Genomic DNA, 25,917 nt, shown 5'->3' on the forward strand with positions numbered 1-25,917 from the left:
TTACACACCTCTATAGCTTTAAATAATGATAATTATCATGTTTTCAGTAAGTTAAGTGTAACAAATGTTACACAGGAATCCCTTTTAAAACTGATTTAAATTGTAATTTTGATAAGGAAAACCAAAGGTTTATGAAGAAGAATGCATTTGGGAATATAAAAAAAGTTGCCGTTGCATTATTGATCTTGATGGTGTTGGGTGCCCTAATTTTCATAAAATATTGGGGCTTTGGAAACATAGGGAGTGCGGCACCTTCAGAGTATGTTGATATCTCACCTACTTCAGAGAGTTGTCTGCAATGCCACTCCAATACGAGTGGTTTTTCTGATTATCACAATCCTGAATTCATAGGTTGTATGAGTTGCCATCTGGGTAATGGGAAGGAATCGGACAAGAACAAATCACATGAGGGAATGGTACTTATCCCCGGTAACCTCAGTAACGCCTCCGAAACCTGTGGAAAATGCCATCCGAATGAATTGTCAAAAATAAAGGTCTCCCTAATGACAACGAATAGTGGTATCGTGGCCGTGGATAAATATATTTTTGGCGAAGCTGAAACCCCTAATGACCATTACCATATAAAAGATATAAAGCATACCGCCTCTGAAAAACACTTGCGGGACCTATGTGCCAATTGTCATTTGGGGGCAGACAAAACGGAGTTCGGGAAAATTACCCAATTGAGTCGTGGTGGTGGCTGTATCGCGTGTCATTTGAACTATACCAAGGAGGCCCATAACGAATTGACCCAATATCTCGATTCCAATAATAAAACGATTCCAAAGACCCATCCCTCTGCCGACATCTTCGTGAATGACCTTCACTGCTTTGGATGCCATAGTCGATCCAGTCGAATATCAACCAATTATGAAGGTTGGCAAGAAACCCTATTGGATGAAGAGGATGTCCAAAATAAACCGAATTATCGGGTTATGGAAGATTTGAGGGTTTATGCCAAAAAGGAGGCCGATGTACACCATACCAACAATATGCTATGTGTTGATTGTCATTCCAGCCATGAAGTAATGGGTAATGGCATATCCTATGCCCATGAGGAACAAGCGGTTACCTTGAAGTGTTCCGATTGTCATTATAAGGAAAAACCACAAACAATCCCCTATGATTCCCTTGATCAAGAATCCCTACTGGTTTTTATGCACAGGAAATACACCCATACCGATAAACCCATACTGGTAGCCGAAAATGACGGTCACCCTTTGGTTAATTCGTATATGGAGGGTGACCAAGCCTATTTGGTCGGCAAAAAAGATGGTAGGCTCCATAAGATAAAACCGCAATCTGAAAGCTGTTCACGGGATAGTGCCCACAAGAATGTCAGTTGCGCTACATGTCATTCGTCCTGGACCAACAAATGTATTGGTTGTCATAATGTATTTGATAAAAAAGACCCTAACGGATTTGACTTGCTCGATAAAACAAATGTCACCGGGCAATGGGTAGAGCATGTCGCGGAATTTTTGACTTCATACCCCACATTGGGGGTTAGGGAATCCGAGGATGGTAAAAGGTACGAGCCAGCCATCCCTGGAATGATCATGACCCTTGATAAGGGGAGTTTCGAATCGGATCGGGCAGGGGAGGATGTTTCCTTTCATCGCCTATATGCCCCAAATTCGCCACATACAACCACAAAGTCCGTCAGGGACTGTAAATCGTGCCATTCAAACCCCACAGCCTTAGGCTATGGAAATGGGAAATTGATATATAACACATCGACAGGCAAGGGTCAATGGGAATTTACACCGGAATATGCCATGAATCCCAATGATAATTTACCCGAAGATGCTTGGATTGGTTTTATGAATTCCCGGAATCAAGATAAGGTCAATACCACCCGGACCGATTTTAGACCCTTGTCCATCAAGGAACAAAAACGGATGCTATTGGTCGGGGCTTGTTTACAATGCCACTCCGATAATTCCAAGGTAATGCGGCAAAGTCTGGGGAATTTCCAGTATCTCCTCGATAATATGGATGCGCGTTGCATACGACCGAACAATCCTTAATAATGTAAAAAACACTTCGAGGAGCTCTTCTTTCTTAACTATATGATTTTAATATTCATCATCTAACGGTGGTCTCGGAAGTATTCCTACTGATAACCCTATGGTTATGCCTTATTTTTTAGATTAGACTAAAAATATTTTATATTTTTGCTAAAAATTATTGTCATGTTATCCCAGGCCGAGGAAAATTATTTAAAGGAGATCTATGCATTGGGCGAAGAAACCCAGAAACTGGTGAGTACCAATTCGATAGCAAAAAAAATGAGGACCAAGGCATCTTCCGCGACCGATATGCTTCAGAAACTTGCCAATAAAGGATTGGTGGACTACACAAAATACAAAGGGGCCAGACTCTCTAAAAAAGGGGAAACCAGGGCGATGGTCATTGTGCGAAAACATCGTTTATGGGAAACCTTCTTGGTGGACAAGCTTGGTTTTAGTTGGGATGAGGTACATGACATCGCAGAACAATTGGAACATATTCAATCGAAAACATTGACCGATAGACTCGATGCTTTCCTGGAATATCCTTCCCATGATCCCCATGGCCATCCCATACCCAACACAAACGGTAAAATCGTTGCTTCGGAGAGCATTATACTCGCGGAGTTGAAAGTAGACCAAGAAGGGATTGTAGTTGGGGTAAAGGATGCCTCGGATAGTTTTTTGAAATATTTGAACAAGATCAATATTACCATTGGGGATACCATTAAAATAGTGGAAATAGAACCCTTTGATAATTCTGTGACAATCGATAACAATGCACAACAAATCACAATCTCCGGAAATGTTGCTAAAAACCTCTATATAAAAAGCTAATGAACACATACGATCCACTTTTGGCACTTTTGGTATTCTTGGGTATTTGCCTATTGGGCTTTCTGTTTTTCAGGCCTAATAACGGCTGGTTCTGGTTGATCAACAAAGGATCCCAGTCCACCGATAAAATAATTGTCGAAGATATCCTTAAACGATTATACCACAATGAAAATGCAGGCAAATATCTGAATATCAATGATATTGTACGCACACTGAAACAAAGTGACAAAATGGTCATTGATAGTATCGATAATATGGCCACCTTAGGATTGGTACGCATTTCAGGCGATGTTGTGAAATTGACGAAATCGGGCAGCGATTATGCCTTGCGGATTATAAGGGCGCATAGATTATGGGAAAGATATCTAGCCGATAAAACCGGTTTTAACAAGACCGAATGGCATCAACGGGCCGAAAGAAAAGAGCATGAGTTATCTATGGATGAAACCAACCTCTTGGCCCATAAACTGGGCAATCCACAATTTGACCCGCATGGGGATCCCATACCCACCATAACCGGTAAAATGGCTGAATTAAAGGGGGTTCCCGTATCCGAATTAAAGACGCATACTATTGGAAGGATAATCCATATAAAAGACAAACCCGATATCATTTACAAACAGATAATGGCCGAAAACATCCATATAGGCTCCATTATACGGGTCGTTGAAAAATCCCCGGAACGGATTGTTTTCCATTCCGAAGGGGAGGCTTTTAAGTTGGCACCGATTATGGCGGGTAATATTACGGTTTCCATTTTGGAAAAAAATATTTCCTATGAGGAAGATATTTTAAGGCTCAATATCCTAAAGGAGAATGAAAAAGCAAAAATTATCGGTATTTCAAAGGAAATTAGGGGAGAAAGTAGAAGACGGTTATTGGACCTTGGATTTGTAAAGGGAGCCAATGTAAGTATTGATCTTTTAAACCCATTGGGTGAGCCCAAAGCTTATTTGATAAAAGGAACAAGTATTGCCTTGAGAAACGATCAGGCATCTAAAATTTTAATTAAAAAATAGGTCATGGAAGTTAAACCTAAAAGTGCATGTGATAGCTGTGCGCATTTCAATGCGGCCGGATTAAAAAAATTAGGGGTGGACACCTCCTCTTTTGACCATGTTATTGCGTTGGCCGGAAATCCGAATACAGGTAAAAGTACCGTTTTCAATGCCCTTACCGGTTTGCGTCAACATACGGGAAACTGGCCCGGTAAAACGGTAACCAGGGCAGAAGGTGGATTTGAATACAATAATGAAAAATACAAACTGGTGGATTTGCCGGGCACCTATTCCTTATTATCGACTTCCGAAGATGAGGAAGTAGCCCGAAACTTCATTCTTTTTGGGAAACCTACAGTTACGGTAATCGTAGTGGACGCCAGTAGATTGGAAAGAAATCTGAACTTGGTTTTACAGATATTGGAAATTACCGATCGGGCGGTGCTATGCCTAAACCTAATGGATGAGGCCAAACGTAACGATATAGAGATAAACACGCGTACGTTAGCGCGCGACCTCGGCATTCCTGTGGTTCCCGCAAGTGCTCGATACAATGAGGGAATCCCTGAATTGATACAGACCATCAGTGAGGTTGCCAATGGTACGATCGTTTGCAAACCCCATCGCATTAAGAATATCCCAAAAAATATTGAAAAAGCTGTTGAGGATTTAAGTGTGGAAATCCTTAAGGAATATCCCGATATGCCTAACAGTCGTTGGATTGCCTTTCGCCTTTTGGAAGGTGACCAACACATCATTAATTTACTCCAAACCGGTGAATTTGAAGAATATATCTCATGAAGCAAAAGAATATAGACAATATCATAGCCCTCTCCAATGATCTTCGTTGGCAAATCGGTGACGAATTCCATGATAACCTTGCTGAGGGTATATACGCCGATGCAGCCGAAATCGTAAAGGTATCCGTTCACAAGCCGAATGGCGACAATAGATTGCGATTAGATGCCAAAATCGATAAGATCATCACCAGTAAAACATGGGGGTTCCCCTTAATGTTCCTTATTTTGGCGGTCGTACTTTGGTTGACCATTGTTGGTGCCAATTACCCTTCCTCAATGCTGGCGGAATTGCTTTTAAATACCATTCATCCGGCATTGAAGGGATATGCATCGGCCTTAGGTTTACCTTGGTGGCTCGATGGTTTTTTAATTGACGGTGTTTATATGGCTGTAGCTTGGGTCATTGCAGTGATGTTGCCCCCAATGGCCATATTTTTCCCATTGTTTACGCTTCTGGAGGATTTCGGTTACCTACCACGGGTCGCTTTTAATCTAGACCATTTATTCAAATTATCGGGAGCCCATGGCAAACAGGCCCTTACCATGAGTATGGGTTTTGGTTGTAATGCCGCCGGTGTCGTTGCAACGCGGATCATCGATAGTCCACGGGAACGTTTGATCGCCATTATCACGAACAATTTTTCGCTCTGTAACGGGCGTTGGCCTACCCAAATCTTGATTGCCACCATATTTATAGGTGCTACCGTACCGGCTTCCTTTGCGGGTATTGCTTCCCTAGGGGCTGTTATTGGTGTCGCCGTACTCGGTATTTGTTTTATGTTCCTGACCTCATGGGCGTTATCAAAAACCGTGTTAAAGGGAGAGGTCTCTACATTCAACCTTGAATTACCGCCATATCGCCCACCAAGGTTCTGGAAAACGATTTACACCTCGATCATTGATAGAACGCTTATCGTTCTTTGGCGAGCCATCGTTTTTGCTGCCCCCGCGGGTGCTGTAATTTGGCTTATTTCCAATATCCATGTCGGGGATTTAAGTATTGCAGCTTGGATGATTGATTCCTTTGACGGATTTGCATTCCTTTTTGGTTTGAATGGGGTGATCCTAGTGGCTTATATCGTCGCGATTCCTGCCAATGAAATCGTGATACCCACCATCTTGATGCTTACGGTCTTGGTTACCGGAATCTCAGGTGGGGCAGGGGCTGGCGTGATGTTCGAATTGGACTCGGCCAATGCGACCGGTGAAATCCTTAGAGCTGGGGGATGGACGTTATTGACAGCCGTCAACCTCATGTTGTTCAGCTTGTTGCACAACCCCTGCAGTACAACGATCTATACCATTTATAAGGAAACCAAAAGTGTGAAATGGACGGTTGTAGCTTCCATTTTACCTGTGATTTTAGGCTTCGTGGTAACATTTCTTGTAGCCCAAGTATGGAGGTTGTTCGCTTAGTATTTCCCCGAAGTAAAGAACAAAATGGTGCTTATCCATAAAAACCTTAGCGACCAATTATCAATAAGGATTAAATAGGTATATTGAACCTTTAAAAACACATGGTTATCAGAAATCTATTTACAATCCTTTTCTTTGCGACGGTCACATGGAATGGTACATCACAAACAACCATTGGCCTTTTCAATGGTAAAGATCTTGAGGGCTGGCATATCGATGTACCGGCAATGGACAGCATTCCCGAGGCGATCAATCCGTTTATCATACGCAACGGAATGCTTGTAAGTCTTGGGGAACCACAAGGTCATTTGATCACGGATACGAAATACCATGATTTTCGGTTGGATATCGAATATCGATTTTCCGGAAAACCCGGTAATTGTGGGGTTTTGGTATTTGCCTCTACACCAAGGTCGTTGTACAGGATGTTCCCAAAATCGATAGAGGTACAGATGAAGCACAAAAATGCAGGTGATTTTTGGTGTATCGTTGAGAATATCGAGGTGCCCCATATGGAAGAGCGCAGAGGCCCGAAAAAAGAATGGGGCATTACAGAAGGGAAAAAACGCAGGATCCCCAATTTGACCGATGGTTCTGAAAAGCCATTAGGGGAATGGAACCATATGCGGATTGAATGTTTAAAAAACGAAATCAAAGTGTGGGTCAATGACGAACTGGTCAATCATGGCTATAATGCCACGGCCAGTACGGGACAAATAGCCTTACAGGCAGAAGGTTCAGAAGTGGAATTCCGTACCGTGAATCTGACCCCGATTACAACATTAAGCAAATAAGTCCCTCTAGTATTATGCCAAGATACTCTCATGGCCCGAGTCCTTTACAAAAAGGCAGGAACTCCCTGTTTTTGCACTGATCTCCTTGACAAATTCAAATTGCAGATTGCCTTCCATCCCAAAAATATTTAAGTCAGCTACCGGTGATTTCTCCACTATTTCCTTAAAACTACCGACATACACCTCGGTCAAGGTCTCTGGCAATCGGGCAAGGTTTATCAGCGTTAATAAAAATTGTTGGGCATTTTCCTTTTCCCCTTCTTCATCGATCACAATAATCAATCTAATATTGGCATCCCAATTCTTTTTTAATTTATACGCCACTAAAATAGACAGGTCCAAGTTTCCTATATCCCAACCCAAATCCCAATTATCCTTCCTGTCCCTTACCCAAACATTGATCATATTCCGTTGGCCCAATTGGGCCATAGGGTGCGACAGATATAGTAATACCCCAATCTCCAACCGTATACACTCCTTGATAACAGGTCGTAATTCCGTTTCGTAATCGTCGTGTTCCTGCAGATTAAGAAATACGATATTGGGTTTGAAAAATGCACCTTGTAAGGCTTGGTTACCGTAATTTACGCCCTGTGCAAAATCATCACTGTGAATAACCGTCCATGAAGAAAACACCCCTTTCTTCCGGAATGACTCCGATAGATTGGCCAACTCATCCCTAAACCCGGTTTTTTCCGAAAAGGGCTCAATACCAAGAAGCTTAATGGAACCTTTTGGTTTGGCAATATTCCTTAAAAACTGGAAATTGCCCTTTGCACCATGGATATCGCGGATGGGAACCATTAGATTCGGTTTCCACGCCCGTTGTTGCATACTTTTCATGCCCCAAGTATGCTTTGCCGCCCATTCCGCAAAAGAAACGAACAACCCTGATCGGACATCCTCAAAAGGGGTTTCCAAATTCTGCCGGGCCAAAAACCAATACACCACAAACACGATACTAATGGAAACAAGGCTAATGGTTGGATTAATAATGAACATGGCCAAAACAGAGGATGAAAGCCCCAACCATGGTATCCATTTATAGACTTTGAATATCGGTCGATAACTTATGAGACCAAGGCGCTGTTCTATGATCACAACAATATTGATCATGGCATACGTAATCAGAAAGAATAGGGTGACCAACGGAGCTATAGCATTAAGGTCCCGTAAAAGCATGGTTGCAAAAATGATGACCCCCGTAACGACCATTGCATTTCTTGGCTGGCCGTTAGTGCTTTTGCCCGAAAGAAAATCGCCATAAGGCAATACCCGGTGTTCACCCATTGCAAAAAGTATTCGAGAAGAACCTACAAGGGACGCCAATGCGGAGGAAAAAGTGGCACCAAGAATACCCGCTACTATCAACGGCCCAACATAAGACTTCTCAACTATGATGTTATAATTTGAGATCAATTCTTGTTCTGTAGCCGTACGGGCCAACCAATACGCTAACACCATATAAATCAGGAAACTGACCCCAATGGCCCAAAGTGTACCTTGCGGAATGCTCTTCTTGGGGTTTGCCAACTCACCAGACATATTCGCGCCTGCCATTATACCTGTGGCGGCAGGAAAGAACACAGCGAAAACCAGCCAGAAATCACTACCTGTGAATCCGTTTTCGATTGACCCCTTGAAGGTTCCCCAACGTATGGCATCTTCAACTGGAATATACATTGAACCATAATATGCGGCCAATACTATGGAAAACAATGACAGAATTATAATGACCATGATAAAAAACTGTGTTTTTATGGCAAGGTCGGCACTTATATAGGCGATAGTCAATAGCACCCCAAAAACAAGAATATCCACTAAAAAAGGTTCATGTCCCGGGAAGATGGTCAACCACCCCTCCCTAAAACCAAAAATGTACATGGTAACCGCCAATCCTTGGGATATATACCTGGGTATACCAAGGCTACCACCCACCTCGAGACCAAGCGATTGGGAAATAATGGCATAGGCGCCCCCAGCACCAATACGAATGTTCGTTGTAATTGCAGACATCGATAAAGCTGTACATAACGTAATGAGGAAAGAAACGATAATAATCAGCCAAGCCCCCAGTAAACCGGCATTACCAACCACCCAACCCAAACGTAGGTACATGATAACCCCTAGGATAGTAAGAAGGGTAGGAGTGAAAACCCCACCGAACGTGCCAAACTTTTTGATGTCTTTTTCTACTGCTTTCATCTTTTACTAAAGCTAGTAAAAAATAAATTGAAAAAAACAATAATTCTTTGGCTTAGAGCGACACATCGAATCTATGGGTGCGATGATAGATTACCCCAGTAAATCGTCTACCGGATGCACCGAACCTGACTCCATATTATCCAGCGTGACTTTACCTATCCGCACCCGAACCAAACGTAAGGTTGGAAAGCCTACGGCAGCGGTCATCTTGCGTATCTGGCGAAACTTGCCTTCGGTTACGGTTATACTGATCCACGAATTGGGGCGATGCCTACCAATTCGGATTTTTTTACTGGCATCTGGCAAAAATTGAGGTACCGCAAGCGTTTTTACTTCACATGGTTTTGTTGAATATCTTTTTCCTTCAAACCCGATTTCAACACCTTTTTGTAATATTTCAATGGCATCCTCATTTATTTCACCATCCAATAGTGCATAATATTCCTTTTCTATCCCTGAGCGGTTAATGGTATCGCTCAGTTTTCCATCAGTGGTCATCAGTAATAATCCCTCGGATTTCTCATCAAGCCTTCCAATGGGCATTGTTCCTTCTGGAAAATCATACAATTCACCTAAAAATCGCTTCTTCCGAATCTGCCGATCCTCATTGGAGGATAATTGGCTGAGCATCCCGAAAGGTTTATAAAGCTTAAAATATTGGTGTTGTTTTATAGGCATGTAATTACAAAAATAACAAAGGTTGTTATATCATGACCTTATAAGTTAAATCTTAGGTTATTTATTTGGAAAACTGAGGTTTCATATTGTAATTTCAACCTTTATTACCTCAGCGGTCAAGGCGCAAGCATCAACTGGGAAAGTAATCTCCTTAAAACCAATATATATTTACATATAAGTGACAACATAAGACTCTAAATACATATCACCATATTAAAAATTGCTGCTGAATAAAATAAATCAGATACCATTCAAGAAATGAAACTTACATTCAAAACAATTCACCTAAAAAAAAGATTCCCACTGCGTATTAGTCGGGGATTGGTTACGGGATCCGACAACCTTTTTGTAGGGGTTACCAAGAACGGTGTTACCGGATGGGGCGAAATGGCACCTTCATCGACCCTAGGAAATGAATCGGCGGAAGACGGTCAACGGTTACTTGAGCAGTTTTTCAATACCGGAATCAATCAACTATCGATAACCGAAATTTATAAAAAAGGCAGGGAATTCAATCTGCCTTTGTGTGTTTTAGCAGCCTTGGACATTGCCTTATGGGACCAATTGGCCAAGACGGCAAAACTGCCATTGTACCAGTTATTCGGCATTCCCTTGCCCAAAGTAGCTACTTCGGTAACCATAGGAATTAATCCGCCTGAAGTGGTCAAAGAACGAATTCCATTATTATTGGAAGGAACCGGGGTGCGCTTTTTAAAAGTTAAATTGGGATCAAAAGATGGCATTGAAGCCGACAAAGCCATGTTTTCCCAAGTTGTGGAAAGCACAAAAAATTATAATGTAGGGTTACGCGTAGATGCCAATGGGGGTTGGGATGTTGACCAATCCATTCTCATGATGAAATGGTTGGCCGATTTAGGGACCGATTATGTAGAACAACCTTTGGTTCATGGGAGGGAAGAAGACCTTCCTTTTATTTTCAAAAACAGACCACTACCTATTTTTGTAGATGAGTCCTGCTGTTTTTCAACCGACATTCCCCGATGGGCCAATTCGGTCGATGGTGTAAATTTAAAGCTGATGAAATGCGGTGGTCTAACGGAAGCCCTGAGAATCATAGCCACAGCTAAAGCCTTTCATCTTAAGACCATGATAGGCTGCATGGGGGAATCCTCCCTTTCCATATCCGCAGCAGCGGCAATAACCGGACTTTTGGATCACGTGGATTTGGATTCCCACCTTAATTTGGATCCCGATCCTTTTTCAGGTGCACAATTGATAGATGGGGTGATTATGCCAACAGAACGCTACGGACATGGGGCTATTTTAAAAGAAGAATTTTAGATTATGATAGGAAAAGAAAAGAAATTGGCTATTTATATGGAAGGGAATTTGGATTCCATTTATGCCAAGATGGGGTATGGGGTTATGCGTTATTCAGAAAACCCTATCGTTTGTGTCATCGATTCTGATTATTCAGGGAAAAAAGTAAGTGAAGTTATTGACCAACCCTTTAATATCCTTATCGTTTCTTCGGTTGAGGAAGCTATTGACATGGGGGCGGAAGTCATGGTTTTAGGATTGGCCCCTACAGGAGGCAAGTTGCCCGATACCTGGGTTACGGATGTTGAGAAGGCGTTGACATTGGGAATGTCACTTGTAAATGGTTTGCACGACCTTCTTGGTGATCGTTTTGCCCATCTTTTGAATGCCGATAAGCCCGAACAGGTTATTTGGGATGTACGCAAGCCTGTAACCGACTATGCCATCGCCAGGGCAAGGGCAAGCTCCTTGAAAAACAAACGGGTGCTTATGATCGGTACCGATATGGCCGTTGGAAAAATGACGGCAGGACTGGAAGTTTACAAATGGATAAAAGAACAAGGTATATCCACCGATTTTCTTGCTACGGGCCAGATTGGGATAACCGTCACAGGAAAAGGAATCCCATTGGATGCCATAAAGGTAGATCAAGCTTGCGGTGCCGTTGAACACATGGTTCTAGGAGCCAAGGACAAGGACATCGTTTTTATAGAGGGCCAAGGCTCTTTATTACACCCAGGGAGCACTGCAACCTTACCTTTATTGCGGGGTAGCTGTCCAACACATCTTATTTTGTGCCATAGAGGCGAAATGACAACGTTAAGGGATGTAAAGGAAATAAAGATTCCCCCTTTTAACGAGGTTATCAAATTATTTGAGGCGGTAGCCCATGCCTGTGGAACCTTTCCCAAGGCAAAAACGGTCGGAATTGCAGTAAACACAAGTAAACTCAGTGAAAGTGAAGCGCTTCAGGTTATTGAAAAGATAGAGAAAGAAACCGGTTTGCCGGTAACCGATGTTGTCCGCTTCGGGGCAGAAAAAATAGGACGTACATTAATTTAATGTTGAATTAAAAAAAGGAAGCACAAAAGTTAAGTCTATATCATAAAGATGTTAAGCATACAAAATCAAGATGCCAAACCCTATTGGATTATATATAGGTGTCCCATACCAAGACTTATACGTAACTTCGATATTCGTTCCGATAAATAGCTATGAACATAAGAACCAAAAGAAGGTGGATAATTATAAGGGATTATATGATCGGTTGGACGCTTGCTTTCCTGTTTCTTGTCATTGTTCGTGGTATAGGAACCATTGAGGTAAGCTCCATACATTTTGAATTCAAGGAAGCCTTATTGGCTTCTTTTATATTCGGTCCCATTTTTGGAAGTATTTCCGGCTTTGTACAGAACCTTGCCGAACATCGCTACAATCAAAGGGTCTCAATATACAGGTTGGTTGGGTTTCGATTACTCTATGCCATCATTTTCTTGTTATTCCTTAACTTTATGGTCTATGTCATGGTAACCCAATTTTTTGGGGAAGCCAAAGGATTTTTGGCCTTTGCCTTTGAGCCAGGAAGTATTCCAATATATTTCTATATCCTTACCGTAGATAGTTTAATGCTACTCGTACGACAAGTCAATTTAATGTTGGGTGAAAACAATCTGTCGAAATTGTTGATGGGGAAATTTTATAAACCAAGGGAAGAGGAACGGATATTTATGTTCTTGGACCTACAATCCTCTACAGAGCATGCAGAAAAACTCGGACATATTGCCTATAGTCGTATGATCCAGGATTGTTTTAACGATTTGGGGGTCGTCATTGAGAATGAGGCTGAGATTTATCAATATGTTGGTGACGAGGTGGTCCTCTCTTGGATTTTAAAAAAGGGACTGCGCCATCAAAATTGCCTTAACGCCTTCTTTTCCTTTAAAAACAAAATCCACAAGAAGAAGGACTATTACCAAGCCAATTACAACTGCCTTCCTTTCTTTAAAGCCGGTCTCCATTCCGGTAAGATCACGGTAACGGAGGTGGGTAAATACAAAAAGGAAATTGCCTACCATGGGGACACGATCAACACCACCTCCCGAATCCAAGGCAAATGCAATGCATTGAATCAAGACCTATTGGTATCCCAACAATTAAAAGACCAATTGGACACGACCGGTTTTAACTTTGAAAATATGGGAAGTATCCCTCTAAAGGGAAAAGAAAAGGAAGTCGTAGTCTTTGGAGTAACCCAAGCTATCCCTAAATCAAAAAAGCCCAGGTAAAACCCGGGCTTTCCACCAACCAATCACTAAACTTAATACAATTTATTGAATCATTTCTTTCTCATAGCAAATTGTATATATTCTAAGTCGTAAACAAAACAAATTCCTTACAACTTATAATCCAATAAGGAGGGAAATGGCAACAACTTTATTGGCGGTATAACAATGGAAAGGTTTTCTCCTTTATATACGGTTGAATCCTGATACCCCTTGATACATACCCCTCGATTTCCCCTATCAAAGAATTAACAGATTTTTGAGAGTACAAATATGGAAAATACCGTAAATTAAGGGTAGTAAAGGTCTATAAGGCAAAGCTTTCCATATATGGGAATACCCGTGGGAATAATACTTAGGCAATAGGTAAAAAAGTTGATCAACTAAAAAATAGGACCTGTGAAAAAAATTAAACATTTAGTATTTTTAGGTTTAACAGCAGTAGTGTTCTGGGCATGTAATAGTACCCAAAGTGCTGGCGCTATTGCCCATAAAACCGAACAGTTCGAGGCCTTGAAAGAACTTGTGGCCACAAAATCATTTACCATTGATGTAAAAACCGCCCATCCTATGCAGACCCAAGCGGTAACCCAAGTTACCACGACCTTATTGCGAAACACCGGAAATACGGCTGGCCGCATAGATGTTAACGGTGACTTCGTAAAAGTAATGCAAGATAGCGTAAAGGGCTCACTCTCTTATTTTGGGGAAGTACAGGTTGTCAGCACCTTGAACCCACAGGATGCCGGTATTCATTTCCAGGGTAAACCGTCAACCTATGAAGTTACCGAGAACAGCAAAAAACAATACCTCAAAATTGAATTCGATGTCAAGGGGAAAGCGGAATCCTATGAGGTCATTATGACCTTATACCCCAATAAGAAAGCTACTGTTTTCGTAAACAGCGCATATCGAAACTCCATTCGGTATGACGGGGATATAATTGCCATTGAGGACCGGGAAAATCCAAAAAGTTGAGCTTGGTAAATTAATATTGGAGGCCATAAGAATGACATTCGCGGTTAAACCTAGGACTAGTGATGCCCGTCTTTAAGCAACACAGGAATTTCGTTTTAAGAGCATATACTCTCCCTTGTTCTTAAAATCACGGATAGAGGTCCCTACATACCGCTTAAAAGTCTTTGATAAATGACTCACATCGGTAAAACCCAAATCATCGGCAATCTCGGTAAGGGTATAATCTGAATTCAACAAACGTATTTCGACCAATTTGAGTTTAGCCTTGATGATATACTCCCGAAGTGACATATGAACCTGTTTTCTAAAGTACTCACTGACATAAGTAGGCGACATTAAAAAGGTGTTTGCCAAATTTTCCACTTTTAAAAGTTCCGGTTTATCGATATGCTCATTGATATAGGTCAACATTCGGGTTATTCTGTCATCTGTTTTCCGCTGGATGCCCTCAAAATAGTGGCTCTTTTTAATATTCCGTATCAGAATCTCCAAAATACTGGTCATTAGACTTGTGACGAGACTTACGGAATCTTCCCCATAATTCCTGGATTCCTGCAATATCATTTCAATGAGGTTCTCCAAATACCGTCTATCCATTTCATTTTTAATGATATCACCGGGCAATTGATTGTAATTGGATAATATATAAGAGGCTTCCTTAAACCATTCATCCCTATCTATCGCTTTTCTGCCCACATTCTTGAAAAAAGAATCCGTAAACTTCAGAAAGACGAATTTTGTGGGGTCGTCAATGGTGAAGGAATGACATTTCAGTGGGGGCAACAAAAATATGCTTCCTTTCCCATAGGTATATTCATTGTAATTTATGCATTGCGAACCCCTTCCTTCCTTTATCAAAACCAATTCGAAAAAGTTCTTCTTAACGGCCCGTTGCTTCCATTCCTCCAACTCCAATTCTTGTATTTCAAAGGGTTTATAAGCTTCTAATACTTGCATAATTCCGGTGTTATCATCATTTTGAATGGCTAAACTATAAAAATCATTTCAAGATCATTAATAATTCCTTCCATAAACCTTTAAAAATACATCATTACCCCTTTTAAATACATCCCTTGTCGATCTATTTTGGTGTAACTTTGTATCGTAAAATTTTGAAAAACAAGAACGGGAGTCTCGATAGCATTTGCGATATCTGGTATTTGAATCCTCCTTTTACAGGGAACGTTGGACTTACACCCTATTAAATATCAAGACTGAAATAGCAACAAAACTATTGGGAACCACAAACCTATAAAAACGATATATTGACATGAAAAAACCGTACCTAACCATCGTAGCACGAATTTTGGTAAAAGAAGAACAGAGGGAATCCGTAAAGGCTGAATTGTTGAAATTACTGGACGTAACCAGGGCAGAAGAGGGTAACATCAGCTATGATCTACATCAGGACAATGAAAACCCAAATCTCTTTTTGTTCCATGAACGATGGGTAAATCAGGAGTACTTGCAAAAACATTCCCAAAGCGTCCATTTTGTGCAATTTCAAAAAGCTACGGAAGGCAAATTAGAGGATTTTACAGTTCATAAAATGACAGAAATCGAAAACTAGTCGGTAATAACGCAATCCTGGAAACAGGGTGCAGCTTTACCTTTTGAATTAAAATATAGCATCAATGAAAACGAATATTGGAATTTCAGATGAAAATCGTCAGGCTATCGCCGATGCTTTAGCCAAGATTTTAGCGGATGAGTATGTACTCTACACCAAAACCAGAAATGCACATTGGAATGTAGAGGGTCCTGATTTTTATGATAAGCATAAATTTTTTGAAGGACAATATGAACAATTGGCTGCGGTTGTCGATAGTGTTGCGGAACGTATCCGTGCTTTAGGACACTATGCACCGGCTACCCTGAAGGAATTTTTGGAACTGACCCACCTCACAGAGCGGGAACAGAACGACAATAGCGCCCAAGGCTTTATCAAAGAGCTTTTACAAGACCATGAAACAATTTGCATACACTTGAGGGAAGTCATCACTCCGTTTGCAGAAACGTATCAAGACCATGGAACCAGTGATTTTGTTACAAGCTTATTGGAAGAACATGAAAAAACCGCATGGTTCTTACGCGCTCATTTAAAATAAATTGGAAAATGGAAAAAGTAACCATAGGAAATACCGATTTAGAAGTATCCCGTATTAATTTTGGAGGAAATGTTTTTGGCTGGACCTTGGATGAAAAACAGTCTTTTGAAATTTTAGATGCTTACGTAGAGGCGGGATTCAATTTTATCGACACGGCGGACACCTACAGTTGGTGGGTAAATGGCGTTGGTGGTCAATCGGAAACCATCATTGGCAAATGGATGAAAGCCCGTGGCAACAGAGATAAATTGGTCATTGCGACCAAAGTCGGTTCAGAGACGAAAGAACATCCTGTCGACATTAGCAAAAAACACATTCTAAAGTCGGTAGACGAATCCTTAAAACGTCTTCAAACAGATTATATAGATTTATATTATACGCATTTTGACGATGAGGTTACCCCCGTGGAGGAGACTTTATCCACTTATGATCAGATCATAAAAGCGGGTAAAGTACGGCATATTGCGGCATCAAACTTATCCCCGGAGCGATTGGAGGCTTCCTTTAGGGCTTCGGAGGAAAACAACCTTCCAAAATATGTGGCCTTACAACCCCATTACAATTTGGTTGAGCGTACAAATTACGAGACCAAATATGCAAACTTAGTAGAAAAGTACGGACTCAGCGTTATGCCCTATTTTTCCTTGGCAAGCGGATTCTTAACCGGAAAGTACCGTTCTGGGGATGATTTAAGCAAAAGTGTACGAGGTGGGAGTGCAAAAAAATATTTAAACGATAAAGGCCTAGGCATTTTAAAGGCCTTGGATACTGTTTCAGAAAAACACAACAGCAAACCCGCTACCGTAGCTTTGGCTTGGTTGTTGGCCAAACCACATATTGCCGCACCAATTGTAAGTGCCACAAGTAAGCACCAACTGCAAACGTTGTTTGATGCCCCTAAACTACATTTGGATGCAGAAGACCTAGGGATATTGGAAATTGCCAGTAATTAAAAATAGAAAAGTATGTCTTTAGCTTTATCGAACATGATGGAATTAGGTACCAAGGCACCCGATTTCACTTTATTGAATACCATAACGGGCAAACATGTTTCCCTCTCCGAATTAAAGTCGGACAAAGCAACTGTTGTTGTTTTTATCTGCAACCATTGTCCGTTTGTACATCACATAAATCCAAAATTGGTAGCAGTTGCTAATAGCTACCAGGCAAAAGGGGTACAATTTATTGCCATTAGCAGTAATGATGTTGATAATTATCCGCAGGATGCACCGGAATATATGACGCAGGTGGCGAAAAAGGAAGGGTATCCTTTTCCTTATTTGTATGATGAAACCCAGGAAGTTGCCAAAGCGTACCAAGCAGAATGTACTCCAGATTTTTTTGTTTTTGACAACAATATGGAATGTGCATACAGAGGTCGTTTTGATGAAACCAGACCCGAAATGGGACAACCTTCGGGCAAAGACCTATCCGATGCCTTAGATGCTTTATTGGCAGGCAATACAGTAAATACGGAGCAAAAACCAAGTATGGGTTGCAATATTAAATGGAAGTCCTAGGACGAGGTAGTAAGAACGGTTCCTGATAATTGTAAATACGGCCTAAACCGGAATTTGATATACCAGGAACCGATTTACCCAAAACATGAATTTATTCCGTATAAAGGAAGGCAACAGCTTTAACAATCGTTTCCTTGAAAATACAATTTTAGGAATAAGGCCGTATAATCATATCTAAAGGGCTGATTCACTTGCCACATAGTCTTAAAAAACCTTCTCCCCGTTCTTATATAGGACGCTACACAAGACCTTCGGAGGCATTAGTTACAGAAGACCGTAAAACAGATTCAACCAAGAATCAATCTTTGTTTTAAATAGTTACCTCAAACTAATCATGTATTAATAAAGGATAAACTATTATTTATTGGCGTTAAATCGAGGATGTTCCCCTTCAAAACCATTTTATTGGCAAAATTTTAGGATAAAACCCTTCTAAAACCTTTTTTTATACCAACAACACCTTTTTTTATACTCTAATCCGGACAGGTTACCGATGTACCTTTGTCTAAAAATTTTCAATCAACATACTAAAACATACAAATGAATTTACAAGACACATTAAACTGGAGATATACTACGAAGGAATTTGACCCAACCAAGAAAATATCTGATGCAGATATGGCACAGGTTAAAAACTTATTACGAATGAGTCCTTCAAGTGTAAACCTTCAGCCTTGGCACTTTATCGTTGCTGAAACTACAGAAGGAAAAGCGCGTATGACAAAAGGAACCCAGGGCTTTTTTCATTTTAATGAACCTAAGATTACAAATGCTTCTGCGGTAGTATTGTTTTGTTCAAAAACAAGTGAAGATGCAGATGATACTTTTTTTAAACACCTTTTAGAAGTACAGGATAAAGACGGAAGATTTCCAAATGAAGACATAAAAAATGGTATGTACGGAGGAATGAACGCTTTTGCTGACATTCATAAATACGATTTGAAGGATTATCAACATTGGATGGAAAAGCAAGTATACCTTAACATTGGTAACTTTTTATTAGGAGTTGCAAGTTTAGGTATTGATGCAACACCCATGGAAGGTATTGATGTAAAAGCATTAGATGAAGAATTCGGATTACGAGCAAAAGGGTTTACGTCTTTGGTTGTTGTTTCCTTAGGTTATAGAGCAGCATCTGATTTTAATTCGACGGACAAAACTCCAAAATCTAGATTGGCAGAAAGCGAAATTATCACTGTAATATAATTGCAAAAATTTTAATTCAGATGAAAGCAATAGGATACAAAGAGAATTTACCGGTTGATAATGTAAACTCGCTACAAGACATTATTTTAGACACCCCAAAAGCAACAGGCAGGGATATTTTGGTGGAGATTAAAGCCATTTCGGTAAATCCTGCAGATTACAAAGTACGTGCAAATATGCCTGTACAAGGTGACGATTGGAAAATTATTGGATGGGATGCTACCGGAATTGTAACTGCAATTGGTGACGACGTTACCCTTTTTAATGTTGGTGATGAAGTTTGGTATGCTGGCGATTTTACCCGTCAGGGTAGTTATGCGCAATTTCAGGTAGTTGATGAACGCATTGTAGGTGAAAAACCAGCAAGTTTATCCTATGCGGAAGCTGCTGCCTTACCATTAACAACACTTACTGCTTATGAAATGTTGTTTGATAGATTAGAGGTTTCTAAAGACGATGCCAATAAATCCATTTTAATAATAGGAGCAGCTGGAGGTGTTGGTTCTATAATGGTGCAATTAGCCAAAAAGTTAACAAAACTAAATATTATCGCTACCGCTTCTCGAGAAGAAACTACCGATTGGTTAAAAGAATTAGGTGCAGATACGGTTATCAACCACAGAAATAAATTGAGTGAGGAGTTTGAGAAATATAGCCTACCTGCTCCTGAATATGTGGTGAGTCTAAATGCTACAGAACAACACGTAGACGAAATTATAAAGCTGATCAAACCCCAAGGAAAATTCGGTTTTATTGACGACCCAAAATCATTGAACGTAATGCCTTTTAAAGGTAAAGCGGTGTCTACGCACATTGAGTTGATGTTTACAAGATCTATGTTCCAAACCGATGACATGATTGAGCAGCACAACATTCTCAATAAAGTTTCCAAGTTGATCGATAACGGAACGATTAAAACCACTTTAGGGGAAAATTTCGGAACTATAAATGCCGAAAATCTTCGTAAAGCGCACGCTTTTTTAGAAACAGGAAAAGCAAAAGGTAAGATTGTTTTAGAGGGATTCTAGGCTCAACGGGTTAGATAATTAAGTAGAAATTGTCACTTCTAGTGTTTTTATCGAAATAGAGTGAAAATAAAAATGTATTGAGAAGCACAGTAATCAGAATGGTTCTCGATACAATCCCGAAGCTTCGGGACTGAAAAAGAATTTCACTCGAACTGACAATCTAGATTATTAAAAAATCATCATAAACGGACGTCACTTCGAGTGAATTTTGAGGCACGAGAAATTTGTATCGAGAAGCCTAACAGATAAGATTGGTTCTCGATACAATCCCGAAGCTTCGGGACTGAAAATAGAATTTCACTCGAACTGACAAACTAACTATTAATCAATATATAAGAATGTCACTTCGAGTGTTTTTATTGAAATAAAATGGAAATAAAAATGTATCGAGAATTTGGGAACACGCTTGCTTTTCGATACTAATAACTTTATAAAAAATTTCTTTCGAACTTGACATATTCAATAAAATATAGAAATGAAAAACACACTAGCAGCACTAGCTGTAACAGCTTTATTTGCTAGTAACACAGCAAACGCTCAAGCAAACATTATTGCCTCTGTTGCAACATCAAAAATGCAATATTTCAATTTTGATGAAATGTAGTGCCAATTGAAAATTATGACCAAGGACCTATGCCAACTGTGCAACATCAACCAGGGCGGGTACAACTTCTTAAAACCTTGGGCTATAAAGCGGCCTGGCCGCACGATGTTCCTTTTAATGTGCCTACTTTTGGCGATGCAGGTCAGACTTTTCACCCATTTACCCATTTGGGTTATTTAGCAAGACAAACATCAGAAATTACATTGGAAGTTTCTAGTATTGCTTTGCCTTTACATCATCGGGTACATGTTGTAAAATAAGCCGCAACTATAGACCAATTATCCAGTGGCAGAATAATTTTAGGCATGGCTTCCGAAGATAAATATGATGAAAACCCGGCGATAAATCCTATTTATGCCAATTGCGGGGAATTATTCAGGAAAGCTTTTCAATACATTAGTAATAACTTATTGAAGGTATTACCTTTGAAGATTCCAGAAAAAGATATCATGCAAGAGACTTTAATAGAATTACAGGAAAAAAAGACGGACAAAGAACTTTACGACTACCAGCAAGGTGCCATTCATCAAATTTTTGAGAAGTTCGACAATGAAAGAGATGATTACCACCTTTTATATCAATTACCTACTGGTGGCGGAAAGACCGTAATTTTCTCTGAAATGGTCCGGCAATACCTTAAAAACCACTCGAAAAAGGTCTTGGTCATGACACACCGAGTAGAGCTCTGTAACCAGACTTCTAAAATGCTCACCAGTTTTGGAGTTGTCAATAAAGTAGTCGATAGCAAAGCCAATTTAGATGACCATGAACGCTACAGTTGCTATGTCGCCATGGTAGAAACACTGAATAATAGGCTTAACGACGGTATATTGGATATCTCGGACGTTGGTTTGGTCATTGTAGATGAGGCCCATTATAATTCCTTTACAAAACTGTTCAAATTTTTCAAAAACTCTTTTATTCTTGGTGTCACTGCTACGCCCTTGAGTTCCAATAAGGAGTTGCCCATGAACAGCAACTATGATGAGTTGATTCCTGGGGAATCCATAGAAAATTTAATTGAAAATGACTTTCTGGCCAAAGCCGAAACGTATCAGTATGATATGGGGCTGACTTCTTTGGAAGTAGGTTCCAATGGGGATTATACGGTTAAATCATCTTCGGACCTCTATACGAGTCCGTCTATGTTAAATAAATTACTGGAAGCTTATACGAAACATTCCAAGGGGAAAAAAACATTGATATTCAACAATGGTATAGAAACCTCAATCCAGGTATACCATACCTTTAATAATGCGGGATTGCCGATTATGCATTTGGACAATACCGCTACCAAGAAACAACGAAAACATATTTTAAAGTGGTTTCATGAAACCCCGGACGCGATACTAACATCTGTAAGTATCCTGACAACTGGTTTTGATGAACCCACTATAGATACCATTATCCTAAACAGGGCCACAAAGTCCTTGACCTTGTACTACCAAATGATCGGTAGGGGTTCTCGGGTGTTGAACAACAAATCTAAATTTACCGTTATAGATCTTGGCAATAACATCTATCGTTTTGGTCCTTGGGGTGCCGATCTAAACTGGGAGGCCATTTTTAAATCCCCAAATTTCTACATAGACCGCATCAAGGACGATGAAGCTATTGAAAGCACCTTTAAACATGAGTTGGCCGAGGACATTCGGTCCGAATTTTCAAAATCCAAGGACACTTACCTGGATATTAATGCCATATATAAGGAAGCTACCTTTTCCGGGGAATCCTCTAAAGTGGTATTGGAAAAATCCATTGAACAGCATGCCTATATCTGTATAGAAAACAGTGAAGATGTGTTTGATGCCCTTGCGTTGGCAAAATTACTTAAAGAAGACATTGATAATAGAATACAAGTTTATAGCAAGTGTATCAGTAAAAGCACCTATAATTTTATAAGTTGGCTAAAACTGGATTATCAAAAAAAGCTCAACGCCTATCTTCGTGAAAATTTTGACGCCGTTTTTGAACAGATTCATGGTCATCCACCAGAAGATTAATCAAGTCTTATCATCCAAAAGATCTTTTAGATGGTAGAAGGCGTTCCATTTAAATATCGATTGTAATTTTATAAATGATGATTGCTGATGCCAATCGGTAAAATTTAGAGCAAAACACCTCGTTTTATAGGCATTTTTTGATTTAACGACCACCTCATTCAACCAAATACAAAAGAGCCTGCAAACTAAAATAAGTTTACAGGCTCTTTGCTCAATAAACAACCAACACTTCCTATTTCAAGGAAGCCAATAATTTTTCAGCCACCAATTCGGACGAAGCAGGATTCTGACCTGTGATCAAGTTTCCATCCTGAATGGCAAATGGGGCCCAATCCTCTGCATTGGAATAAAATGCTCCATTTTCTACAAGCATATTTTCAAGCAGAAAAGGAACGACTTCCCTTAACCCTACAGCTGATTCTTCAGAATTTGAAAATCCGGTTACTTTTTTACCTTTTACCAATCGGGTACCATCGGTATTTTTAACGTCTTTCAATACTGCTGGGGCATGACAGACAAAAGCAATCGGCTTTTGCTGACTATTGAATTTCTCAATCAAGGCAATGGAATTCCCATCTTTGGTCAAATCCCACAATGGTCCATGTCCGCCAGGATAAAAGACAGCATCAAAATCATCTGGATCCATATCGGCCAAAACTTTTGTATTCGCTATTTTTTCCTTTGCCACAGTATCCTTATTGAATCGGTCCGTAGCAGCAGTTGCCGCATCCGGCGCATCACTACTAGGGTCAATGGGTGCAGCACCCCCTTTTGGGGTAGCAATTGTAATATCGGCACCCTTATCCAATAAGGTGTAATATGGACTTGCAAATTCTTCGACCCAAAAGCCTGTTTTTTTTCCTGTATCCCCTAATTTATCATGGGATGTCAATACAAACAATATTTTCATTTCTTATTCTTTTTTAATTTTTTTACCACCTATAATTTCACACGTAAATCGTGTGCTATCAATAAGCCATTTTTACGATTTTCTCAACTTTGTCCGGACTTAAGGATTGATGTTCCCCTAGGCCTAACCAACCACGATTTGTAAAGCGTTCCGCTATTTTTTCGGCAGTTCCCTCATAATCCTTGGTATAATCAGAAAGTTTGGTGTCAATTCCCAATTCCTTAAAAAAAGCTTCTGTTCGCTCTATGGCGGCATAAGCCTTATCATCCGTACTACCTTCGGTAATGTTCCATACCCTATCGGCATATTGTGCCAATTTCTCTTTTTTGTCCTCAAAATTGAATTTGTAATGACTTGGCGCTATTACAGCTAAAGTACGAGCATGGTCGATACCAAACAAAGCGGTTAACTCATGGCCCATGGCATGTACGGCCCAATCTGAAGGCACTCCTTTTTGAATCAATCCGTTTAAGGCCATGGTACAGCTCCACATAAAATTGGCAGCAGCGTTATAATCGGAGGGGTCTTTTAAAACCTTAGGGGCTACTTCTATCAACGTCTGTAAAATGCTTTCGGCAAAACGATCTTGCAACAAAGCACCGACAGGATAGGTCATATACTGTTCCAACACGTGTGTAAACGCATCGGTAATGCCATTCACCAATTGCCGTTCTGGAATGGAAGTGATGACCTGGGGATCTAAAATGGAGAATACCGGAAACAATCCTGGTCCGCCCATAGCCAATTTCTCTTTGGTTTCAGCCCTCGTGATCACGGCTCCTGAATTCATTTCCGAACCTGTTGCCGGCAACGTCAATACCGTACCAAATGGCATTCCCTTTTCTGTTTTTACATTTTTGGTTAAAATCTCCCACGGTGTATCCCCGTCATAAACCGCGGCCGCAGAAAGAAATTTGGTGCCATCAATTACAGAGCCTCCACCTACCGCTAGGAGATAGGTGATTTTTTCATCTTTGACCACCTTTAGGGCGTTCATTAAAACAGCGTATTCAGGATTTGCGGGTATTCCACCGAACTCAACGGTATCGATTTTGGCCAATGCTGTTTTAACCTGGTCATAAATTCCGTTCTTTTTGATACTACCACCTCCATAAAGCAATAACACCTTGGCATCTGCAGGAATTTCTTCCGTAAGTTTTTTTATAGTGTCCTTTCCAAAAATGATTTTGGTAGGATTTTTGAATTCAAAATTGTTCATCTTCTTTTTCTTTTTTGTTTTAAAACTTAAATCTTAACGATCATCTTTCCTTTGTTTTTCCCGTCAAACAAATCGATAAAAGCATTCGGTATATGATCAAAACCAGTAACAACTGTTTCTGAATAGGTCAATTTTCCTTCGGCTAACCAAGCTGATAAGTGTTTCATCGCCTCGGGAAACTTTTCAGCATAATTGGAAACGATAAACCCTTGCATTAAAGCGCTGTTTTTCACCAAGAAAGGTTGTACGCTAATACTTTTAGGTAATTCGGTGTTGTTATAGACTGAGATGGCCCCACAAACTATAATCCTTGCAAATCGGTTGATATTGAATAACACGGCATCGGATATGGGTCCGCCAACGTTATCAAAATAGATGTCCACACCATGGGGTGCGGCTTTCGCGATGTCGGCTTTGATATCCTTACTTGTATTGTAATTTATACCCGCATCAAAACCGAATTTACTTTTCAGCAGTTCAATTTTCTCATCGGTACCCGCGATTCCAATGACCGTAAGGCCTAGGATTTTCCCGATTTGGCCCACGACACTTCCTACGGCCCCGGCAGCACCTGAAACAACAAGTGTTTCCCCTGCCACGGGTTTACCTATTTCATGCAATCCTAAGTACGCTGTCAATCCCGTCATGCCCAAAATCCCTAAATAAGCACTTAGAGGGGCTTTCGAAGCATCAACTTTTAGGAGTCCTTCCCCAGTGGATTTTTGTTTGGTCTTCCAAGATAACATCCCGGAAACAAAATCGCCTACCGCAAAGTTTTCATTTTTGGATTCGATTACTTTGGCAACAACACCCGATTGTATGGGTTTATTTAGTTCAAAGGGGGGGACATACGATTTAGCATCGCTCATTCTACCCCTTAAATAGGGGTCGACGGAAACATAGGTTGTTTCCAACAGCACTTCGCCCTCACTGATTTTTAAATCAGGATCTTCGGTGACAAATTCAAAATCCGAAATTGAGGGTTTACCTTTAGGTCTGTTTTTTAATAAAATTGTCTTTTCCATAATCAATCTAATC

The 25,917-nt window shown here is 40.4% G+C and carries 23 protein-coding genes and 1 pseudogene; 18 read left to right on the forward strand and 6 right to left on the reverse strand.

What is annotated here, in order from left to right:
* The first annotated feature begins 131 nt into the window (after positions 1-131).
* From HPE56_RS00855 to HPE56_RS00875, 5 genes and pseudogenes are all read left to right on the forward strand, one after another.
* The gene (locus HPE56_RS00855; protein ID WP_188241880.1) at positions 132-2,030 is read left to right on the forward strand and encodes a hypothetical protein; all 1,899 of its coding nucleotides are present in this window, start codon (positions 132-134) and stop codon (positions 2,028-2,030) included.
* Between the two features lie 165 nt (positions 2,031-2,195).
* A complete protein-coding gene (locus HPE56_RS00860; RefSeq protein ID WP_188241881.1) occupies positions 2,196-2,849 on the forward strand; it encodes a metal-dependent transcriptional regulator in 654 nt (217 codons plus the stop codon).
* On the forward strand, positions 2,849-3,868 hold the full coding sequence (locus tag HPE56_RS00865; RefSeq protein WP_188241882.1) for a metal-dependent transcriptional regulator: 1,020 nt from the start codon (positions 2,849-2,851) through the stop codon (positions 3,866-3,868). Before HPE56_RS00860 ends, HPE56_RS00865 begins: the two co-directional genes overlap by 1 nt.
* A 3-nt stretch (positions 3,869-3,871) precedes the next feature.
* A pseudogene (gene feoB, locus HPE56_RS20615) lies at positions 3,872-6,063 on the forward strand (ferrous iron transport protein B).
* Between the two features lie 101 nt (positions 6,064-6,164).
* The gene (locus tag HPE56_RS00875) at positions 6,165-6,857 is read left to right on the forward strand and encodes a 3-keto-disaccharide hydrolase (RefSeq protein ID WP_188241883.1); all 693 of its coding nucleotides are present in this window, start codon (positions 6,165-6,167) and stop codon (positions 6,855-6,857) included.
* Positions 6,858-6,869: 12 nt separating this feature from the next.
* Here the strand turns inward: HPE56_RS00875 and HPE56_RS00880 are convergent, their stop codons facing one another.
* Both HPE56_RS00880 and HPE56_RS00885 read right to left on the reverse strand, forming a co-directional pair.
* Positions 6,870-9,062 (reverse strand): amino acid permease, encoded by a 2,193-nt coding sequence (locus HPE56_RS00880; protein ID WP_188241884.1) that lies wholly within the window; start codon positions 9,060-9,062, stop codon positions 6,870-6,872.
* A gap of 90 nt (positions 9,063-9,152) precedes the next feature.
* Positions 9,153-9,740: a pseudouridine synthase gene (locus HPE56_RS00885; RefSeq protein WP_188241885.1), complete on the reverse strand. Its 588-nt coding sequence runs from the start codon at positions 9,738-9,740 to the stop codon at positions 9,153-9,155.
* A gap of 258 nt (positions 9,741-9,998) precedes the next feature.
* Here HPE56_RS00885 and HPE56_RS00890 point away from each other — a divergent pair, with 258 nt between their 5' ends.
* The 4 genes from HPE56_RS00890 (at position 9,999) to HPE56_RS00905 (ending at position 14,281) form a co-directional block, all read left to right on the forward strand.
* A complete protein-coding gene (locus HPE56_RS00890) occupies positions 9,999-11,042 on the forward strand; it encodes a dipeptide epimerase (RefSeq protein WP_188241886.1) in 1,044 nt (347 codons plus the stop codon).
* A gap of 3 nt (positions 11,043-11,045) precedes the next feature.
* On the forward strand, positions 11,046-12,083 hold the full coding sequence (locus tag HPE56_RS00895; protein ID WP_188241887.1) for a DUF1611 domain-containing protein: 1,038 nt from the start codon (positions 11,046-11,048) through the stop codon (positions 12,081-12,083).
* A gap of 152 nt (positions 12,084-12,235) precedes the next feature.
* Positions 12,236-13,306 (forward strand): adenylate/guanylate cyclase domain-containing protein, encoded by a 1,071-nt coding sequence (locus tag HPE56_RS00900; protein ID WP_188241888.1) that lies wholly within the window; start codon positions 12,236-12,238, stop codon positions 13,304-13,306.
* 396 nt (positions 13,307-13,702) lie between these two features.
* Positions 13,703-14,281, forward strand: coding sequence for a DUF4251 domain-containing protein (locus HPE56_RS00905; protein WP_188241889.1), 579 nt, complete (start codon positions 13,703-13,705; stop codon positions 14,279-14,281).
* A 72-nt stretch (positions 14,282-14,353) separates the two neighbouring features.
* On the opposite strand, the gene HPE56_RS00910 is transcribed toward HPE56_RS00905, so the two are convergent.
* A complete protein-coding gene (locus HPE56_RS00910; protein WP_188241890.1) occupies positions 14,354-15,238 on the reverse strand; it encodes an AraC family transcriptional regulator in 885 nt (294 codons plus the stop codon).
* Positions 15,239-15,551: 313 nt separating this feature from the next.
* Between HPE56_RS00910 and HPE56_RS00915 the strand changes: the two genes are divergently transcribed.
* The 9 genes from HPE56_RS00915 (at position 15,552) to HPE56_RS00950 (ending at position 22,750) form a co-directional block, all read left to right on the forward strand.
* The gene (locus HPE56_RS00915) at positions 15,552-15,851 is read left to right on the forward strand and encodes a putative quinol monooxygenase (RefSeq protein WP_188241891.1); all 300 of its coding nucleotides are present in this window, start codon (positions 15,552-15,554) and stop codon (positions 15,849-15,851) included.
* Between the two features lie 64 nt (positions 15,852-15,915).
* A complete protein-coding gene (locus HPE56_RS00920) occupies positions 15,916-16,389 on the forward strand; it encodes a Dps family protein (protein WP_188241892.1) in 474 nt (157 codons plus the stop codon).
* An 8-nt stretch (positions 16,390-16,397) separates the two neighbouring features.
* Entirely contained in the window at positions 16,398-17,342 is a 945-nt protein-coding gene (locus HPE56_RS00925; protein ID WP_188241893.1) for an aldo/keto reductase, read from the forward strand.
* Positions 17,343-17,354: 12 nt separating this feature from the next.
* On the forward strand, positions 17,355-17,909 hold the full coding sequence (locus tag HPE56_RS00930; protein ID WP_188241894.1) for a thioredoxin family protein: 555 nt from the start codon (positions 17,355-17,357) through the stop codon (positions 17,907-17,909).
* Positions 17,910-18,449: 540 nt separating this feature from the next.
* On the forward strand, positions 18,450-19,115 hold the full coding sequence (gene nfsB / locus HPE56_RS00935) for an oxygen-insensitive NAD(P)H nitroreductase (RefSeq protein WP_188241895.1): 666 nt from the start codon (positions 18,450-18,452) through the stop codon (positions 19,113-19,115).
* A gap of 20 nt (positions 19,116-19,135) precedes the next feature.
* A complete protein-coding gene (locus HPE56_RS00940; RefSeq protein WP_188241896.1) occupies positions 19,136-20,143 on the forward strand; it encodes a zinc-binding alcohol dehydrogenase family protein in 1,008 nt (335 codons plus the stop codon).
* A 475-nt stretch (positions 20,144-20,618) separates the two neighbouring features.
* On the forward strand, positions 20,619-20,747 hold the full coding sequence (locus tag HPE56_RS20425; RefSeq protein ID WP_262890258.1) for a hypothetical protein: 129 nt from the start codon (positions 20,619-20,621) through the stop codon (positions 20,745-20,747).
* A gap of 29 nt (positions 20,748-20,776) precedes the next feature.
* Positions 20,777-21,007: an LLM class oxidoreductase gene (locus HPE56_RS00945; RefSeq protein ID WP_223170133.1), complete on the forward strand. Its 231-nt coding sequence runs from the start codon at positions 20,777-20,779 to the stop codon at positions 21,005-21,007.
* Positions 21,008-21,196: 189 nt separating this feature from the next.
* Positions 21,197-22,750 carry a DEAD/DEAH box helicase gene (locus HPE56_RS00950; protein ID WP_188242488.1) on the forward strand — a complete coding sequence of 518 codons (1,554 nt, stop codon included), beginning with the start codon at positions 21,197-21,199 and terminating at the stop codon, positions 22,748-22,750.
* Between the two features lie 232 nt (positions 22,751-22,982).
* On the opposite strand, the gene HPE56_RS00955 is transcribed toward HPE56_RS00950, so the two are convergent.
* Genes HPE56_RS00955 through HPE56_RS00965 form a run of 3 tightly spaced genes read right to left on the reverse strand, consistent with a single transcriptional unit; the run spans position 22,983 to position 25,904 of the window.
* Entirely contained in the window at positions 22,983-23,660 is a 678-nt protein-coding gene (locus HPE56_RS00955; RefSeq protein ID WP_188241898.1) for a type 1 glutamine amidotransferase domain-containing protein, read from the reverse strand.
* 58 nt (positions 23,661-23,718) lie between these two features.
* A complete protein-coding gene (locus HPE56_RS00960) occupies positions 23,719-24,879 on the reverse strand; it encodes an iron-containing alcohol dehydrogenase (RefSeq protein ID WP_188241899.1) in 1,161 nt (386 codons plus the stop codon).
* Between the two features lie 26 nt (positions 24,880-24,905).
* Positions 24,906-25,904, reverse strand: coding sequence for an NADP-dependent oxidoreductase (locus HPE56_RS00965; protein WP_188241900.1), 999 nt, complete (start codon positions 25,902-25,904; stop codon positions 24,906-24,908).
* Positions 25,905-25,917: the final 13 nt, after the last annotated feature.

This window comes from Maribacter aquimaris (genome assembly GCF_014596745.1).
GTDB lineage: Bacteria > Bacteroidota > Bacteroidia > Flavobacteriales > Flavobacteriaceae > Maribacter_A > Maribacter_A aquimaris.

Bases quoted from the DNA above. Each gene is read 5' to 3' on its own strand.
- HPE56_RS00855 (WP_188241880.1), top strand. From the start codon at position 132: ATGAAGAAGAATGCATTTGGGAATATAAAAAAAGTTGCCGTTGCATTA.
- HPE56_RS00930 (WP_188241894.1), top strand. From the start codon at position 17,355: ATGTCTTTAGCTTTATCGAACATGATGGAATTAGGTACCAAGGCACCC.
- HPE56_RS00960 (WP_188241899.1), bottom strand. From the start codon at position 24,879: ATGAACAATTTTGAATTCAAAAATCCTACCAAAATCATTTTTGGAAAG.
- HPE56_RS00885 (WP_188241885.1), bottom strand. From the start codon at position 9,740: ATGCCTATAAAACAACACCAATATTTTAAGCTTTATAAACCTTTCGGG.
- HPE56_RS00910 (WP_188241890.1), bottom strand. From the start codon at position 15,238: ATGCAAGTATTAGAAGCTTATAAACCCTTTGAAATACAAGAATTGGAG.
- HPE56_RS00950 (WP_188242488.1), top strand. From the start codon at position 21,197: ATGCAAGAGACTTTAATAGAATTACAGGAAAAAAAGACGGACAAAGAA.
- HPE56_RS00940 (WP_188241896.1), top strand. From the start codon at position 19,136: ATGAAAGCAATAGGATACAAAGAGAATTTACCGGTTGATAATGTAAAC.
- HPE56_RS00895 (WP_188241887.1), top strand. From the start codon at position 11,046: ATGATAGGAAAAGAAAAGAAATTGGCTATTTATATGGAAGGGAATTTG.
- HPE56_RS00890 (WP_188241886.1), top strand. From the start codon at position 9,999: ATGAAACTTACATTCAAAACAATTCACCTAAAAAAAAGATTCCCACTG.
- HPE56_RS00865 (WP_188241882.1), top strand. From the start codon at position 2,849: ATGAACACATACGATCCACTTTTGGCACTTTTGGTATTCTTGGGTATT.
- HPE56_RS00945 (WP_223170133.1), top strand. From the start codon at position 20,777: ATGCCAACTGTGCAACATCAACCAGGGCGGGTACAACTTCTTAAAACC.
- nfsB (WP_188241895.1), top strand. From the start codon at position 18,450: ATGAATTTACAAGACACATTAAACTGGAGATATACTACGAAGGAATTT.
- HPE56_RS00920 (WP_188241892.1), top strand. From the start codon at position 15,916: ATGAAAACGAATATTGGAATTTCAGATGAAAATCGTCAGGCTATCGCC.
- HPE56_RS00875 (WP_188241883.1), top strand. From the start codon at position 6,165: ATGGTTATCAGAAATCTATTTACAATCCTTTTCTTTGCGACGGTCACA.
- HPE56_RS00925 (WP_188241893.1), top strand. From the start codon at position 16,398: ATGGAAAAAGTAACCATAGGAAATACCGATTTAGAAGTATCCCGTATT.
- HPE56_RS00955 (WP_188241898.1), bottom strand. From the start codon at position 23,660: ATGAAAATATTGTTTGTATTGACATCCCATGATAAATTAGGGGATACA.
- HPE56_RS00900 (WP_188241888.1), top strand. From the start codon at position 12,236: ATGAACATAAGAACCAAAAGAAGGTGGATAATTATAAGGGATTATATG.
- HPE56_RS20425 (WP_262890258.1), top strand. From the start codon at position 20,619: ATGAAAAACACACTAGCAGCACTAGCTGTAACAGCTTTATTTGCTAGT.
- HPE56_RS00915 (WP_188241891.1), top strand. From the start codon at position 15,552: ATGAAAAAACCGTACCTAACCATCGTAGCACGAATTTTGGTAAAAGAA.
- HPE56_RS00860 (WP_188241881.1), top strand. From the start codon at position 2,196: ATGTTATCCCAGGCCGAGGAAAATTATTTAAAGGAGATCTATGCATTG.
- HPE56_RS00880 (WP_188241884.1), bottom strand. From the start codon at position 9,062: ATGAAAGCAGTAGAAAAAGACATCAAAAAGTTTGGCACGTTCGGTGGG.
- HPE56_RS00965 (WP_188241900.1), bottom strand. From the start codon at position 25,904: ATGGAAAAGACAATTTTATTAAAAAACAGACCTAAAGGTAAACCCTCA.